Source organism: Neobacillus sp. NPDC097160 (assembly GCF_044762155.1).
Taxonomy (GTDB): domain Bacteria; phylum Bacillota; class Bacilli; order Bacillales; family Cytobacillaceae; genus Neobacillus.
Genome location: NZ_JBIWDU010000008.1, coordinates 202,017 through 219,087, shown reverse-complemented (window position 1 = coordinate 219,087; position 17,071 = coordinate 202,017). Strand labels below are relative to the sequence as shown.

The 17,071-nt window shown below is 40.0% G+C and carries 15 protein-coding genes; 13 read left to right on the top strand and 2 right to left on the bottom strand.

Annotated elements, in window-relative coordinates:
• Window positions 1-87: 87 nt before the first annotated feature.
• From ystJ to pyk, 6 genes are all read left to right on the top strand, one after another.
• Complete coding sequence (gene ystJ / locus ACIQXV_RS13670) at window positions 88-1,326, top strand: NADP-dependent malic enzyme (protein WP_402959654.1); 1,239 nt, start codon at window positions 88-90, stop codon at window positions 1,324-1,326.
• A 56-nt stretch (window positions 1,327-1,382) separates the two neighbouring features.
• Window positions 1,383-1,961 carry a FadR/GntR family transcriptional regulator gene (locus ACIQXV_RS13665; RefSeq protein ID WP_402959742.1) on the top strand — a complete coding sequence of 193 codons (579 nt, stop codon included), beginning with the start codon at window positions 1,383-1,385 and terminating at the stop codon, window positions 1,959-1,961.
• Window positions 1,962-2,159: 198 nt separating this feature from the next.
• The gene (gene accD, locus ACIQXV_RS13660; protein ID WP_402959652.1) at window positions 2,160-3,038 is read left to right on the top strand and encodes an acetyl-CoA carboxylase, carboxyltransferase subunit beta; all 879 of its coding nucleotides are present in this window, start codon (window positions 2,160-2,162) and stop codon (window positions 3,036-3,038) included.
• Entirely contained in the window at window positions 3,032-4,009 is a 978-nt protein-coding gene (gene accA, locus ACIQXV_RS13655; protein ID WP_402959650.1) for an acetyl-CoA carboxylase carboxyl transferase subunit alpha, read from the top strand. The genes accD and accA overlap by 7 nt, the downstream gene beginning before the upstream one ends.
• A gap of 308 nt (window positions 4,010-4,317) precedes the next feature.
• A complete protein-coding gene (gene pfkA, locus ACIQXV_RS13650) occupies window positions 4,318-5,277 on the top strand; it encodes a 6-phosphofructokinase (protein ID WP_402959648.1) in 960 nt (319 codons plus the stop codon).
• Between the two features lie 42 nt (window positions 5,278-5,319).
• On the top strand, window positions 5,320-7,083 hold the full coding sequence (pyk, locus tag ACIQXV_RS13645; protein ID WP_402959647.1) for a pyruvate kinase: 1,764 nt from the start codon (window positions 5,320-5,322) through the stop codon (window positions 7,081-7,083).
• A gap of 226 nt (window positions 7,084-7,309) precedes the next feature.
• On the opposite strand, the gene ytvI is transcribed toward pyk, so the two are convergent.
• Window positions 7,310-8,425 carry a sporulation integral membrane protein YtvI gene (gene ytvI / locus ACIQXV_RS13640; RefSeq protein ID WP_402959645.1) on the bottom strand — a complete coding sequence of 372 codons (1,116 nt, stop codon included), beginning with the start codon at window positions 8,423-8,425 and terminating at the stop codon, window positions 7,310-7,312.
• 203 nt (window positions 8,426-8,628) lie between these two features.
• Here ytvI and ACIQXV_RS13635 point away from each other — a divergent pair, with 203 nt between their 5' ends.
• From ACIQXV_RS13635 to ACIQXV_RS13615, 5 genes are all read left to right on the top strand, one after another.
• Window positions 8,629-9,090 carry a DUF441 domain-containing protein gene (locus tag ACIQXV_RS13635; RefSeq protein WP_402959644.1) on the top strand — a complete coding sequence of 154 codons (462 nt, stop codon included), beginning with the start codon at window positions 8,629-8,631 and terminating at the stop codon, window positions 9,088-9,090.
• Window positions 9,091-9,384: 294 nt separating this feature from the next.
• On the top strand, window positions 9,385-10,503 hold the full coding sequence (gene citZ, locus ACIQXV_RS13630; RefSeq protein ID WP_402959642.1) for a citrate synthase: 1,119 nt from the start codon (window positions 9,385-9,387) through the stop codon (window positions 10,501-10,503).
• 129 nt (window positions 10,504-10,632) lie between these two features.
• Entirely contained in the window at window positions 10,633-11,901 is a 1,269-nt protein-coding gene (icd, locus tag ACIQXV_RS13625) for an NADP-dependent isocitrate dehydrogenase (RefSeq protein ID WP_402959640.1), read from the top strand.
• A gap of 91 nt (window positions 11,902-11,992) precedes the next feature.
• Window positions 11,993-12,931: a malate dehydrogenase gene (gene mdh, locus ACIQXV_RS13620; RefSeq protein WP_402959638.1), complete on the top strand. Its 939-nt coding sequence runs from the start codon at window positions 11,993-11,995 to the stop codon at window positions 12,929-12,931.
• 88 nt (window positions 12,932-13,019) lie between these two features.
• Window positions 13,020-13,496 (top strand): MaoC/PaaZ C-terminal domain-containing protein, encoded by a 477-nt coding sequence (locus ACIQXV_RS13615; protein WP_402959636.1) that lies wholly within the window; start codon window positions 13,020-13,022, stop codon window positions 13,494-13,496.
• A gap of 349 nt (window positions 13,497-13,845) precedes the next feature.
• Here the strand turns inward: ACIQXV_RS13615 and ACIQXV_RS13610 are convergent, their stop codons facing one another.
• Window positions 13,846-14,763, bottom strand: a complete 918-nt coding sequence (locus ACIQXV_RS13610) for a nuclease-related domain-containing protein (RefSeq protein ID WP_402959634.1) — start codon at window positions 14,761-14,763, stop codon at window positions 13,846-13,848.
• Window positions 14,764-14,936: 173 nt separating this feature from the next.
• On the opposite strand from ACIQXV_RS13610, the gene ACIQXV_RS13605 reads away from it, so the two are divergent.
• Window positions 14,937-15,653, top strand: a complete 717-nt coding sequence (locus ACIQXV_RS13605) for a winged helix-turn-helix domain-containing protein (RefSeq protein ID WP_402959632.1) — start codon at window positions 14,937-14,939, stop codon at window positions 15,651-15,653.
• A complete protein-coding gene (pnpS, locus tag ACIQXV_RS13600) occupies window positions 15,650-17,062 on the top strand; it encodes a two-component system histidine kinase PnpS (RefSeq protein ID WP_402959630.1) in 1,413 nt (470 codons plus the stop codon). The genes ACIQXV_RS13605 and pnpS overlap by 4 nt, the downstream gene beginning before the upstream one ends.
• The last annotated feature ends 9 nt before the right edge of the window (window positions 17,063-17,071 follow it).

The following is a 17,071-nucleotide window of genomic DNA, read 5'->3' as shown; positions in this document are numbered from 1 at the left end:
TAGTGGTAAAGAGACGAGTGTGGTCTGACCACTATAGTCGGATTGTTATTTATTTATCTTTTTGAATCATTTAAGGGGTGATCAATCTTGACTTTACGTGAAGAAGCATTGCATATGCATCGAATTAATAAAGGAAAGTTAGAGTCGAAATCAAAAGTTCCAGTTCGAAATGCACATGATTTAAGTTTAGCCTATTCACCAGGTGTGGCAGAGCCATGCAAAGATATTTATGAAAAACCGGAAACAGTTTACGATTATACCATGAAAGGAAACATGGTTGCTGTGGTTTCCGATGGCACTGCTGTTCTGGGACTTGGTAATATTGGACCTGAAGCAGCGCTTCCTGTAATGGAAGGCAAGGCTGTTCTTTTTAAAAGCTTTGCCGGTGTTGATGCGTTTCCAATTTGCTTAAATACGACCGACGTAGATAAAATTGTTGAAACGGTTAAACTGCTTGAACCAACCTTCGGGGGAGTTAATCTCGAAGATATTGCCGCGCCAAATTGCTTTGTCATAGAGGAAAGATTGAAGAAGGAAGCAAATATTCCTATTTTTCATGATGACCAGCATGGTACTGCCATTGTTACGGTTGCCGGTCTTGTCAATGCCCTTAAATTGATTGGAAAGAAAATAACTGAAATAAAAGTAGTTGCAAGCGGTGCAGGTGCAGCTGGGATTGCGATTATTAAGTTGTTATATAGCTATGGTGTACGAGATATTATTATGTGTGATACTAAAGGTGCGATTTACGAAGGACGCCCAAATGGGATGAATAATGTCAAAGCAGAAGTGGCGAAGTTTACCAACCGTGATAACTTAACGGGAAGTCTCGCGGATGTCATCAAAGGTGCCGATGTATTTATTGGAGTATCTGTAGCAGGAGCACTAACGAAAGAAATGGTAGCGTCGATGAATGAAGATTCGATTATTTTTGCCATGGCCAATCCAGACCCTGAGATTATGCCTGATGATGCAAAAGCAGCAGGGGCAAAAGTAGTAGGAACGGGTCGTTCTGATTTTCCAAACCAAGTAAACAATGTCCTTGCCTTCCCTGGAATTTTCCGTGGAGCGCTTGATGTTCGTGCGACACATATAAACGAAAAAATGAAAGTAGCTGCAGTGGAAGCCATTGCCGGCTTAATTGGTGAGGATGAGCTTAGTCCAGATTATGTCATTCCGGCACCTTTTGACCCAAGAGTAGCTCCAAATGTAGCTGCCGCGGTGGCAAAAGCAGCAATGGAAACGGGCGTAGCTCGTATTAAGGTAGATCCTGAAGATATAAAAGAAAAAACACAGAGGCTCGCGATTATTGGCAAAAGTGAGTGATCAAGTAAGTGACGAATACCAAAGTGTATATAGAGATTGTAAAGCAGTTACGAGAAATGATTACCATTGATGGACTTAAGACCGGAGATAAGATTCCTTCAGAACGGGAATTGTCAGAGCGCCTGAATTTCGGGCGCTCTTCCGTTCGCGAAGCACTAAGAGCGTTGGAATTACTTGGCTTAATTGAAACAAGGCGGGGCGAAGGAACGTTTATCAGGGACTTTCGCGGCCATCAACTGGTTCAGCTTCTCAGCACATTTATTTTGCAGGATGAAAAAGCAAAACGAGATGTATTCGAAACAAAAAACTATATTGAGATGGATTGCTTGCGATTAGCATTGCAAAGAGTCACCAATCAACATATTGATACATTAAAGGAATGGGTAATAAAGGCTAATAGCTTTACGGATGATGAGTTTTTTCATCGGATCATTGAGATTTCAGATAACCATCTTTTTTCAAGAATGTGGTTAATTTTAAAGGAATACTATTATTCATTAGACGACAATCATGTAAACTATAAGCGGGAAAACTATCTTGGTTTGCTAGAGGCTTTAGGAGAAAAGGATTTAGGAAAAACACTTTCTGCGTATGGTAAACTTCGAAATTTGTCTGATTTTAACGACAAATACTAACAGATTTTGAACTTTTTTTATTTTATAGTGGAAATTATACAAGCCCTGAGAAAACGGGTATTTTTAATTATCCAGTGGTCTGACCACTTTTGGATGATTGCAGGTATGAAGTTGACTTAGTATAGGAAGACTTCTGAATAGTAAAAGATGGAGAATCTTGCCGTTCGGCAGGCCGTGTTACACTAGGGAGGTTTTATTTTGGCGCTTAAAGATCTTTTTACTAAAAATCAGCCGAAAAAGAAAAAATATGCAACAATTCCTACAGAAACTGCTAAAAATGACGTACCTGAAGGGATTATGACAAAGTGCCCATCATGTAAGAAAATCATGTATTCTAAGGAATTAGCGAAAAATGCAAAGGTTTGTTTACATTGCGGCTTTCATTTCCAAATGAATGCAAAAGAGCGAATTGATAGCTTTATTGATGAGGGTAGTTTTGTAGAAATTAACGAAAACATGGTATCTGAAAATCCACTGAATTTCCCTGACTATCTTGAAAAGCTAGAAAAAGACCGTCAAAAAAGTAAGTTAAACGAGGCCGTTGTCACTGGCATGGGAACGGTTAATGGTCAAAAGATTGTTTTTGCAATTATGGATGCTTCTTTCCGAATGGGAAGTATGGGCTCTGTTGTTGGTGAAAAAATTACCCTTGCGATTGAAAAGGCAGATGAATTGTCCATTCCTTTCATCGTCTTTACGGCATCAGGCGGTGCCAGAATGCAGGAGGGTGCCTTGAGCTTGATGCAAATGGCCAAAACAAGTGTCGCGTTAAAGAGGTTCAGTAATAATGGCGGGTTAATTATTTCCATTATGACACACCCGACAACTGGCGGTGTTTCTGCAAGCTTCGCTTCATTGGGCGATTACAATTTCGCTGAGCCTGGAGCACTAATCGCCTTTGCCGGCCGCAGAGTCATTGAACAATCCATTCGTGAAGAATTGCCGGAGGATTTTCAAACGGCTGAGTTTCTTTTAAAACACGGTCAACTGGATGCGATTATTTCACGAATAGATTTAGTCGAGAAAATCACGAACATTTTAGAAATTCATCAACCAGGTGGTGAGATCGAATGGTAGGGGAATTAGAGTTTGAACGCCCGATTGTGGAATTAAGAAAGAAAATCACTGAATTAAAAGAGTTCACAAAAACAGCCGATGTTGATTTAAGCTCGGAGATTGTAAAATTAGAAGCAAGGCTTGTAAAGCTCGAGCAGGACATTTACGAAAATATTAAGCCGTGGGACCGTGTGCAAATAGCACGTCTTGCGAATAGACCGACAACACTTGATTATATTTCTTACCTATTTGAAGGCTTCTTTGAATGCCACGGAGACCGAAGCTTTGGAGATGATGAGGCCATCGTTGGCGGAGTGGCTAAATTTAAGGGGCTGCCCGTTACTGTAATAGGGCACCAACGGGGAAAAGATACGAAAGAGAATATTCGTCGAAACTTTGGGATGCCCCATCCTGAAGGCTACCGTAAAGCCTTGCGCTTGATGAAACAGGCTGACAAATTTAATCGTCCCATCATTTGTTTTATTGATACGAAAGGTGCCTACCCGGGGAAAGCGGCTGAAGAGCGCGGCCAAAGTGAAGCAATCGCCCGAAATTTATTTGAAATGGCAGGCCTAAAAGTCCCTGTTATTTGTATTGTTATTGGTGAGGGCGGAAGCGGTGGTGCCTTGGCACTTGGCGTTGGCAACCGTATCTACATGCTTGAAAACTCAACTTACTCCGTTATTTCTCCTGAAGGAGCGGCAGCTATTTTGTGGAAGGATGCCTCCCTTGCTAAAAATGCGGCTGAAACAATGAAAATAACTGCCCCTGACTTGAAAGAACTGGGTGTTATTGATGATATAATTCCCGAAATAAAAGGCGGAGCCCATAAGGATGTTAAAAAGCAAGCAGAAGGAATCGAAACGGTGCTCAAAAATTCTCTTCAGCAGCTGCTTAAACTTTCAGAAGATGAATTAATAGCAGACCGTTATAATCGATTTAGGACAATTGGGCAGTACACCGAATTGAAGGATTACATTGGAGTAAATTAAAAAAGTCGTGCTCATTCGGGCACGGCTTTTTATAGGGGTGAGGTGTTCACAAACTTTTCACGAAAAATTCCTCAAAAAGATGATGACGCCGCTTTCAATCATGAATAAAACGCTTCCAGTTCACTTACTATTCCGTCTATTGTAATTACTAATATGAATCGGTTGTTAAGGGGATTTCTTCATGGTATTTTATTAATATTCACAGGTTTTATGTCAATAATAAAAGAAGTAATTATCCAATGGCAAGTTTTTCTCATTTACTGACAAGATTCTACATAAGTTTTTAATTTATGATTGAGGTGATAAGCATGAAAAAAATAGGAGTACTTACGAGCGGCGGCGACTCTCCTGGGATGAATCCGGCGATTCGTGCCGTTGTCCGTAAAGCAATATTTCATAATGTAGAGGTTTATGGTATTTATGGCGGTTATTCGGGATTAATTTGCGGAAATATAAAAAAACTTGAGCTTGGTTCTGTTGGGGATATCATTCATCGAGGAGGCACAATGCTTCATTCGGCACGCTGTCCGGAATTTAAAACAAAAGATGTGCAGCAAAAAGGTATTGAGCAGCTTAGAGCACATGGAATTGACGGGCTGGTTGTCATTGGCGGGGATGGCTCTTACCGCGGGGCAAAAGCATTAACAGAGCAAGGGTTTCCATGTGTAGGTGTACCTGGAACGATTGATAATGATATTCCTGGAACGGAACAAACTATTGGATTTGATACGGCCTTAAATACAGTAATTGACGCCATCGATAAAATCCGTGATACTGCAACATCACATGAAAGAACCTTTATTATCGAAGTAATGGGACGTAATGCAGGTGATATTGCTTTATGGGCAGGGCTTGCAGGCGGCGCAGAAACGATTTTAATTCCTGAAGAGAACTATGACATGAATGAAGTAGCAGAGAGGCTGCGCAGCGGTCAAGAACGCGGGAAAAAGCATAGTATCATCGTGGTTGCCGAAGGAGTTTGCAGTGGATACGAATTTGCTCGTCAGCTGCAGGAAGCAACCAGCATGGATACAAGAGTCTCAGTTTTAGGGCATATCCAGCGAGGCGGGTCGCCAACTGCTGCAGACAGAGTGCTTGCCAGCAGATTAGGAGCAAGAGCAGTAGAGCTTTTAATCGAAGGAAAAGGCGGCCGTGCGGTAGGAATTGAAAAGAATACACTTGTTGATTACGATATCATTGAAGCTCTAGATAAAAAACATACGTTGGATCTTGACCTATTCAAACTATCCAAAGAATTATCAATTTAAGAAAATAGCGTTTGCCTTTTCTAATATGGGAGGAAAAAAAGGATGTTACGAAAAACAAAAATTGTATGTACGATCGGTCCTGCAAGTGAGAGCACAGAAAAATTAACTCAATTAATCAATTCGGGAATGAACGTTGCCCGCTTGAATTTTTCACATGGTGATTTCGAAGAACATGGTGCACGGATTCAAAATATACGTGAAGCAGCGAAGCAAACCGGAAAAACGGTAGCCATCCTGCTAGATACTAAAGGCCCGGAAATTCGGACAAATAACATGCAAAATGGTGCAATTGAGCTGAAATCTGGAGAAAATGTGATTGTTTCCATGACTGAAGTGGAAGGAACCACACAGAAATTCTCTGTTACATACGCTGAGTTGATTGACGATGTTCAGGTGGGCTCAAAAATCCTTCTTGATGACGGCTTAATTGGACTTGAAGTTGTAGAATTGAATAAGGCTGCAAAGGAAATTCATACAAAAATTTTAAACAGCGGCACGTTGAAAAATAAAAAAGGTGTTAACGTTCCTGGTGTATCAGTTAACTTGCCGGGGATTACCGAAAAGGACAGACAAGATATTCTTTTTGGTATCGAACAAGGGGTTGATTTCATTGCAGCTTCCTTTGTCCGCAGGGCTAAAGATGTTTTAGAAATTCGTCAGCTTTTAGAAGAAAACAATGCTACACATATCCATATTATTCCTAAGATTGAAAACCAAGAAGGCGTAGATAACATTGATGAAATCCTTGAAATCTCTGACGGCCTTATGGTTGCCCGTGGAGACCTTGGCGTGGAAATCCCTGCAGAAGAGGTTCCGCTTGTGCAAAAAATGCTAATTAAGAAGTGTAATGCCCTCGGAAAACCTGTCATTACAGCAACACAAATGCTTGATTCGATGCAGCGGAACCCAAGACCTACTCGTGCCGAAGCGAGCGATGTTGCCAATGCCATTTTTGATGGAACAGACGCGATCATGCTTTCAGGTGAAACGGCTGCCGGCACTTACCCAGTTGAGGCCGTCCAAACGATGCACAATATTGCTTCAAGAGCTGAACAGGCATTGGATCATAAAGAAATTTTATCAAGCCGGAGCAAAGACACGGAACACAATCTTACAGATGCTATTGGTCAATCCGTTGCCCACACAGCATTAAACCTTGATGTTAAATCGATTATTACGCCAACGGAAAGCGGCCATACGGCGCGAATGATTTCGAGGTATCGTCCGAAGGCAGCGATTGTAGCTGTGACAGCAAATGATCATGTATGCCGTCGTTTGCAGCTAGTTTGGGGTGTTTACCCGCAGCTTGGCAGAATTTGCACAACTACTGATGAAATGCTCGATATTGCAGTGGAAGAAAGCTTAAATAGCGGTATTGTGAAGCATGGTGATTTAGTTGTCATCACTGCAGGCGTTCCTGTTGGAGAAGCAGGCACAACGAATTTAATGAAGATTCATGTTGTTGGTGATGTCATTGCAAAGGCACAGGGAATTGGCCGCAGGTCTGCATTTGGGAAAGTAGTACTTGCACATGATGCCAAGGAGGCTTTAGAAAAAGTAAAGCCAGGTTCTATTCTTGTGACAATCGGTTCAGACCGTGATATGGTGCCGGCGATTGAAAAATGTGCTGCCCTTATTACGCAAGAAGGTGGATTAACAAGCCATGCGGCTGTTGTTGGTTTAAACCTAAGCATTCCAGTTATTGTTGGAGTGGATAACGCGTTAGAGCTGTTCAAAGATGGTCAAGAAATAACCGTTGATGCTACAAGAGGCGTTATCTATAACGGCCACGCGAGCGTCCTATAATAAAAAACGTCAGCTTCCATATAAAGGAGCTGACGTTTTTTTAGAAATAAGAAAGTATAAATTTCGACTTTGAGAATTGTCCAGCTCCAGGCGCCATCGGCTAGTGTACTTCGCTCGTCTCCCTACGATAAGTCAACATCGGATCGCTCCGCTCTCCGTGTTTCCTTTATCTCAGTCGAAGCGCTCCAGTCCATACGCCGATAGGCGGGCGCCTTCCGCTTTTCTACTATACCTCTTTCCCTTTAATAAATGCCCAAACATCATGAAAGACATTTGCGCGATAAAGGGTACTGATAATGACTAGGGTGACAGGGCCGACAATTAAGCCTAAAAAGCCTATTAATTTGAAACCGACAAATAAGGCAATCAATGTAGCTAATGGATCAAGACCAATACTTGATGAGAGGATCTTCGGCTCCATAATTTGCCGTTGAACGAGGACAACAATATAAAGAACTCCTAAACCAAGGGCAAGGCCTGTATTCCCACTAATGGCTGTATAAATGATCCAGGGCACAAACACAGCACCGGTACCAAGGTAAGGAATAATATCGACGATACCTGTTGCTAATGCAATCGTAATCGCATAATCAACCCTTAATATCAAAAGACCGATTAGAATGATCACAGTAGTAATCGAAATTAGCGTTACCTGAGCTTTAATAAAACCAAATAATGCTTTTTTTAAGTCGACAAAAACGGTTCTGCCGCTTCTTTTAGCCCTCTCCGGTAATAGTTTTCCCCCTATTGCCGACAAGCGATACCAATCCTTACTGATAAAAAAGGTAGCCAACAACGAAAAAATCAGGACTGTTGCTGCATTCGGAAACCATGATATGATATTGGGAATATTACCAAACAGATTTTTTAAAAATGTTCCAACTGTTGTCCCGATATTCGTCCCCACATGCTGAATATTCCCGATAATTGTATCCTTCTGGCCGGCATCCAGCTTATTAAATACACTTGTTAATTGATTGTAAAGTGGAATGATTTGGGCAGTAAAATAATCCTCAATATAATTAATCAGCGTATCCAGATGTTCCGGAACGACTTTAGCCAAATATGATGTGCCGGAGACAATCTCCGCAACTAAAAGTGTAATTAACCCTGCAAACAAAGCAAAGAGTATAACTAGTGCGATGAAAACAGCAAGTATTCGCGGCATTTTTGTCTTCTTTTCAAGAAAGTTAACGAAAGGATTAATCATAAAGGCAATAATAAGACCAATTAAAAACGGATATGTTACTGATGACAAAAAATAAAATGCGTAGAGTGTTAAAACAACTGCACCAACGACGAGTACAAATCGTATTGTCCGGTATATGTACTTGGGATTCAAAAACAGGCCTCCTTTATTATAAAATTAATAGTCTCAGTTTAACATTTTATGAATAAAACTGCATAATTTCCCAACTTGATTTATATTCTCAAAAATTTATACGAACACTTTGAAGAAAAGTTTCATGGTAGAAATGAAACTTGCTTTTTCCGAAATCAGAAAAATATTATGGTACGATAATTTGGGAGGAAGGTTGTGAAAGTTTGATAAGTGAGTCATTATTATTCTTGTTGCTTTTACTGATAATCGGCTTAATCGCAAAAAATAGTTCGTTAATGATTGCTATTGCTGTACTGCTTTTATTGAAAGCTGGCGGAATGGACGCAAAGTCTTTTACATTTTTACAATCAAAGGGAATTAACTGGGGGGTCACCGTGATTACCATTGCGGTGTTAGCTCCGATAGCCAGCGGAGAAATAGGGTTTAAGGACTTATCAGGTGCTTTTAAAACACCATTTGCTTGGATTGCCCTCATCTCAGGGATGCTTGTGGCTATGCTTGCAAAGGGCGGTGTAAAGCTGCTGGCTGATGACCCGCAGATTACAACGGCACTAGTGCTTGGAACCATTCTATCTGTTTCTATTTTTAAGGGTGTGGCGGTTGGACCATTAATTGGTGCAGGAATCGCCTATGCTGCAATGAAAGTTTTTGGTTTTTTTAGCTAGATTTTTTGTAAAATAATATTTTTTTTGTATTTTTCAACTCCTTTTCGTTCACAAAAATTTGATAATTGTTTATAATAGGCTTGTAAGCGTATCCTTTTTTACATAAACCATATAGATATATGCTAAATTACTTGTAAAATAATTTTTTATTGTGAATGAAAAGGTATACACACTGTTTGCGTCAATCCCGAGCAATCGCTCAGTCAATTTATGGAAAAGTTCACTAGTCGGAAAGTTTTTTTGATTTACAAAAGGGGTAATGGGGAAATTTAGAATATAAAGGAGAGATTTACTATGACAGTAAAACAAGGTCTTGAAGGGATTGTGGCAACAACTTCCTCTATCAGCTCAATTATTGACGACACGTTAACATACGTTGGCTATGACATTGATGATTTAGCTGTAAATGCTAGCTTTGAAGAGGTAATCTATTTATTATGGCATCGCAAATTACCAAATGCTGAACAGTTAGCAGAATTGAAACAACAACTCGCTGAAAACTACGCACTACCACAAGAAGTGATTGAGCACTTTAAGATGTATCCCATTCAAAAAGTACATCCAATGGCGGCACTTCGTTCAGCTGTTTCTCTATTGGGACTTTATGATGACGAAGCCGATTTAATGGATGCGGAAGCCAATTATCGCAAAGCGGTTCGACTTCAAGCAAAAATGCCTGCCATTGTAACCACCTTTGCACGTGTAAGAAAAGGGCTTGACCCAATCGCTCCAAGGCAGGATTTAAGCTTTGCAGCAAATTTCTTATACATGTTAACTGGTAAAGAACCTGAAGCAATTGCCGTAGAAGCCATGAATAAGGCACTTGTATTGCACGCAGATCATGAATTAAATGCTTCAACCTTTACAGCTCGTGTATGTGTAGCAACATTATCCGATGTTTACTCAGGTGTAACAGCCGCAATTGGCGCTTTAAAGGGTCCTCTCCATGGTGGTGCAAATGAAGCCGTTATGAAAATGCTAACTGAAATTGGCACTCTTGAAAATGTTGAGCCATATGTTCGCGGTAAGCTTGCAAACAAAGAAAAAATTATGGGCTTCGGCCACAGGGTGTATCGTAAAGGCGACCCACGTGCCAAGCATTTAAAAGCAATGTCCCAAAAGTTAACAGAACTTACTGGTGAGCCACACTGGTACAATATGTCTGTAAAAATTCAAGACATCGTTACAGGTGAAAAGAATTTACCGCCAAACGTGGATTTCTATTCTGCATCTGTATATCACAGCTTAGGAATTGACCACGACTTAATGACACCAATCTTTGCTGTAAGTCGTATATCGGGATGGCTTGCACATATTTTAGAGCAATATGAAAACAATCGTTTAATCCGTCCTCGTGCAGAATACACGGGTCCTGGAATGCAAAAATATGTTCCAATCGAGCAAAGAGGTTAATATTTTTCTTTTTTTCAAAAAATTGTAGTAAAATAGGAAGGTATGAAAAGGTTAGAAGCTCTCAGCTCTCTAGCCTTTGATTCAGTCCAAATGTTTTAGTTTTTATACATACTAGGAGGGAATACAACTATGCAAGGCGAAAAAATCACGGTTAAAGACGGAGTATTAAATGTACCAAACAATCCAATTATCCCATTTATTGAGGGTGACGGTATCGGACCAGATATTTGGGCGGCTTCTGAAAGAGTCTTAAATGCAGCGGTTGAAAAAGCCTATAAAGGCGAGCGTAAATTAGTATGGAAAGAAGTATTAGCAGGTGAAAAGGCATTTAACCAAACGGGTGAATGGCTCCCATCAGAAACACTTGATGAAATCAATGAATATTTGATTGCCATTAAAGGACCTTTAACAACTCCGGTTGGCGGCGGAATCCGTTCATTGAACGTTGCTTTACGCCAAGAATTAGATTTGTTTGTCTGCTTACGTCCTGTTAGATGGTTTGAAGGCGTTCCTTCACCAGTTAAGCGTCCGCAAGACACTGACATGGTCATCTTCCGTGAAAACACTGAAGATATTTATGCTGGTATTGAATATGAAAAAGGCACTGAAGCAGTTAAGAAGGTCATCGACTTCCTTCAAAACGAAATGGGTGTAAAGAAAATCAGATTCCCTGAAACGTCAGGTATCGGTATTAAACCTATTTCTGAAGAAGGTACTAGCCGTCTTGTACGCGCAGCTATTAACTATGCGATTAAAGAAGGCCGTAAATCCGTTACAATCGTGCATAAAGGAAATATCATGAAATTCACTGAAGGCGCGTTTAAAAACTGGGGTTATGAGCTAGCAGAAAAGGAATTTGGCGATAAAGTCTTTACATGGGCTCAATATGATCGAATTAAGGCTGAGCAAGGATCAGATGCTGCCAGTAAGGCACAATCTGATGCAGAAGCTGCTGGAAAAATTATCGTAAAAGATGCCATTGCTGATATTTTCTTACAGCAAATCCTTACTCGCCCACGTGAGTTTGATGTTGTGGCAACAATGAACTTAAACGGCGACTTCATTTCAGATGCACTTGCAGCACAAGTTGGCGGAATCGGAATTGCTCCGGGAGCTAATATCAACTATGAAACTGGACATGCCATTTTTGAAGCAACACATGGTACTGCACCAAAATATGCAGGCCTTGATAAAGTAAACCCTTCATCTGTCATTTTATCAGGTGTGTTACTGCTTGAGCACTTAGGCTGGAATGAAGCAGCTACAATGGTTATTAAATCAGTAGAAAAAACAATTGCATCTAAAGTTGTCACATATGACTTCGCGCGTTTAATGGATGGAGCAACAGAAGTAAAAACTTCAGAGTTTGCTGATGAATTAATCAAAAATATGGAATAATTGTTTAGGCGCTAATGCAGGACAAAGATTGACTTGGGCTGTTTACTGACAGCCCAAGTAATTAATTTTACATAAAAGGGGAGAGCTTAACATGTCATTAAAACGCAAAAAGGTTTCTGTAATCGGCGGCGGATTTACTGGTGCTACAACTGCATTTTTACTCGCACAAAAAGAACTTGGTGATGTTGTTTTAGTTGATATCGCTCCAATGGAAAACCCTACAAAAGGTAAAGCATTAGATATGCTTGAGGCTAGTCCTGTTCAAGGCTTTGATGCTAATATTACCGGTACATCCAACTACGAAGATACACGCGATTCTGATATTGTTGTCATTACAGCCGGTATTGCTCGTAAACCAGGCATGAGCCGTGATGATTTAGTGCAAACAAACCAAAAAGTAATGAAAAGCGTAACGCAGGAGATTGTTAAATATTCTCCAAACTGTACGATTGTTGTGTTAACAAACCCAGTTGATGCCATGACTTACACTGTGTTTAAAGAATCAGGTTTCCCTAAGAATCGTGTAATCGGTCAGTCCGGTGTTCTTGATACTGCTCGTTTCCGTACATTTGTTGCTCAAGAATTAAACCTATCTGTTAAAGATATTACTGGATTTGTTCTTGGCGGCCATGGGGACGATATGGTGCCACTAGTGCGCTACTCATATGCCGGCGGTATTCCGTTAGAAACATTGATTCCTAAAGATCGCTTGGAAGCAATTGTGGAGCGTACAAGAAAAGGCGGCGGCGAAATCGTTAACCTTCTTGGTAACGGAAGTGCATATTATGCACCTGCAGCATCCTTAGTTGAAATGTGTGAAGCAATTCTTAAAGACCAACGTCGTGTTCTACCGTCCATTGCTTACCTTGAAGGCGAATTTGGTTATGAAGGCATTTACCTTGGTGTACCAACCATCTTAGGTGCAAATGGAATTGAAAAAATTATCGAGCTTGAGCTTACTGCAGATGAAAAAGCTGCATTAGACAAATCGGTTGAATCTGTTCGCAATGTCATGCAAGTTTTAGCGTAATATAATGAGAAATTCGGGGTCCTACTGGTGTCCCCGAATTTCTCTATCTTTTGATGTGAAATCGCTTACAATACTGAGGTGAAATTTGATGCTTTTAGGAAAAAAAAGAAAGCTAGGTCGGAGAATTGAAGAAATAACGGTTGGTGAGAAATTATCATTAACGGAAAAAATTGAAGACAAGGATCTTCTTCTCTATCTAGGATTAACCGATGATGCGAACCCACTCTATATTCAACATGACTATGCATCACAAACTCCATTTGAAAAACCGATAGTCCCAAGTATTATGCTTACAGGTATGATAACCTCTGCAGTTTCAAAATATTTACCAGGGCCTGGCAGCCATATCATTAGCCAGAATATTGAGTTCCCTAAGCCAGTCTATCATTACGGCACCGTCGAATTTTTGCTGGAAGTCATTGAGGTGAATCCCACTGAGCACACTGTGGTGATGCGTGTTGTGGGGACAAATGAAAAAAACGAGACAGTGATCAATGGTAAAATCAAAGTTTGCCCGCCGCACCGGTTGGAAGAGATTCATGGGAGGGTGTTGGAGAATTTTTAATGCAAGAATGTATTTTTGAAAGGTTCACGCGGACTGTAATCGTAGATGGAAAGACAAAAGTGTCCTCATGAGAGGTTCATGAGGACAGTAATCGTAAATGGAAAGACAAAAGTGTCCTCATGAGAGGTTCATGAGGACAGTAATCGTAAATGGAAAGACAAAAGTGTCCTCATGAGAGGTTCATGAGGACGGAAATCATGCATGAAAAACGAAAAGTGTCCTCATGAGAGGTTCATGAGGACAGTAATCGTCAATGGAAGACAAAAGTGTCCTCATGAGGGGTTCATGAGGACGGAACCCGTTTTATAAGACTCGAATTCATCCTCATGTGTAGTTCATATAAAAAATATCAATCATCTACATAGTATGAAAATTTCCCATGCCCTACTCGCTTAAACTTTTTAGTCAATTTCCTATTGATTTGCTTTTTAGATACAATCCCCCCACACCACTCATAAACAAGTTTAGTAGCAATCTTTTTATCCGGAAACAACAGCTTTATTTCCTCCACATTACGCAAAATCGCAGCGTCAATACCTTCCGCGCATCCGCAATCTTGACATACTATTTTCTTTCCGCCTTCCGCAAAAACAATTTTAAATGAATGACACCCCTTACAAGTAAATCCTTTTCGTAAGCTCTCGTAATCATAAGCAGGCACCTTACTAAAAATTGATTTAGGTTGATGCAAAGAAACGAGCTTATCCGCAAGTATCCGGTGCCTATTAGTTAGTTTTGAAGGCAGCGCATTTAATTTTTTCATTAAAGCAGGTAGCTGGGTTGGAAAAATAAAGGGTTTGTCCTGGGGCGTCTCATATAAGGTAAATTCGGGGTTAATAAACACAACTAATCCCTCAATAGCAAAATGAACCCTGAGCTTTTGGAGTAATTGGGTGAGCAAAAATTTGCTTCGTTTTAGTTGGTCAAGCGGATTCTTATATCGCTTACCGGAAGTCGTTTCAAGCCTGTCAGGTTTGTAAATGAAATCGCCTTCAAAATTTTTCACCTCAAAAGGGTAAATAGTTTCTTGGTAAATGATGGTCGTATCTAGTTGGAAAGTCGTGTTGTCCACCTCTAACTGCAAATCATTTAATATGAGGCATTCACTTTGAAGCTGCTTTGTCAATAAATCAAACTGTACTTCACCTGCAAAGCCTTTTTCCTTATTTAAATAATACCGATGCTCCTCAGCGGATAATTTCATGCGTACATCCAAAATTCTTAATTTCAACAATTCCGGTGGTTCAAAGCGAGGTTTGTAAGCCATAATCCACATCCTTTCTAAATACCTAAGTTTATTTTACAAAAAAACACAGTAAGGGCTTTCGCTGAAACATGTCTAATTTGTAAAATTTTTAAAAAAATCAATCAGCCCATAAAACTAGATAATCCCTGTTCCTTAAATATATAATGAAGGTATCTTGTTTAGCGGGGGTTATTATGAATAATAAAGTACTTGTTGTCGATGATGAGCAATCGATTGTTACATTGCTTCAATATAATTTGAAGCAAGCCGGATTTGAAGTTATTACAGCAGTGGATGGTAAAGAGGGGAAACAGTTAGCTGAAACCGAGTCACCTGATATCATCGTGCTAGATCTCATGCTGCCAAAATTAGATGGAATGGAAGTTTGTAAGCAGCTTCGTCAAAAAAATATCATGACTCCAATTTTAATGCTGACAGCAAAAGATGATGAGCTTGATAAAATATTAGGCCTCGAGCTTGGTGCAGACGACTACATGGTAAAGCCCTTCAGTCCAAGAGAAGTCATTGCCCGTGTAAAAGCCATTTTAAGAAGAACACAGATTCAAACAGAAGCTGTTGGAGAAAATGATCAACCAGATGGGCAAATTGAAATAGGCCAATTAACCATATACCCTGAAAAATATGAGGCATATTTTTCAAAAAATCAGTTGGAATTAACATTAAAGGAATTTGAGTTGCTTCATTACCTTGCCCAAAATAAAGGCCGCGTGTTAACACGGGATCAATTACTAAGTTCTGTTTGGAATTATGACTTTGCTGGCGATACTAGGATTGTTGATGTACATATTTCACATCTTAGAGAAAAAATTGAAGAGGATACGAGAAAGCCGGCCTATATTAAAACGATCCGCGGCCTTGGCTACAAACTGGAGGAGCCCAAAGGAGAATGACAAATTTCCGAACAAGGCTATTATTTGCACTAATTACGTTAATTATTATTGTATTAGTCGGATTAGGAATATTGCTCGGGTTGATGTTTAGATATGATTTCTTAGATTCGCTTAATGAACAGATAAAAATTGAATTATGGTGGATCCTCTCAATAGGTCTTGGGATAGCCGCGATTGTCAGCATTATTTTAGGTCTTAGGATTACCTCAAGATATACAAAGCCAATTAAGGCGGCTACGGAGGTTGCCATAGAACTCGCTCAAGGAAACTACCGGGCCAGAACAACAGTGCATCGTTTAGACAATGCGGGAATGCTCGGTACAGCGATTAATATGCTGGCAGAAAACCTTCAAGAGCTAACGAAAGACCATGAAATGCAGCAGGATCGATTAAGTGTTTTAATTGAAAATATGGGAGCCGGGTTAGTTTTAATTGATAGCCGCGGGTACATAAATCTAATTAATAAAGGCTATATTGAAATCTTTCATGTAAATCCGAAAGATTACTTAAACAAACTTTATTACGAAATCATTGAAAATGATGAAATCTCTCATTTAATTGCAGAAGTATTCCGGACGGAAAAAAAGGCCAGCAAACAATTACTTATTCCATTTTTGATAGAAAGAAGATATTTTGTCGTTTATGGAGTACCGATTATTGGGACAAACAATGTTTGGAAAGGGGTACTGCTCGTTTTCCATGACATAACAGAATTAAAAAAACTTGAGCAAATGCGTAAGGATTTTGTTGCCAATGTTTCGCACGAACTAAAAACTCCTGTTACATCGATTAAAGGGTTTACTGAGACTCTTATGGATGGGGCGATGAATAACCAAGAAACATTGGAGGCATTCCTTTCTATTATTTTAAAAGAAAGTGATCGGCTACAAACGCTTATTCAAGAACTGCTGGAGCTTTCTAAAATAGAGCAGCAAGGCTTTCAACTAAACCTGCTGGAAGTTGATCTGCGCGCCCTCTTGGAAGAAGTGATCACACTCCTAACAGGGAAAGCAGAGGAGAAGAATATCCGCCTTGAGTTTTATTGCAAGCAAAACCAAGTGCTAATAAAATGTGACGCGGATCGCCTAAAACAGGTGTTTATCAACTTAATTGGCAATGCCATTACCTATACACCGTCTGAAGGGGATGTGAAAATCATCCTGCTTGACTGTAAAGAAACTGTCCGGATTCATGTAAAAGATTCTGGCGTTGGCATAAAAGAAGAAGAAATTCCCCGTATTTTTGAACGTTTTTACAGGGTTGACCGTGCCAGAAGCCGCAACTCGGGCGGGACAGGATTAGGTTTAGCAATCGTCAAGCATTTGATAGAAGCACATCATGGGAACATAAGTGTTAAAAGTAAAGTGGGCGAAGGCAGTGAATTTATTATCGAGCTTCATAAGAAATGATTTTTTGGG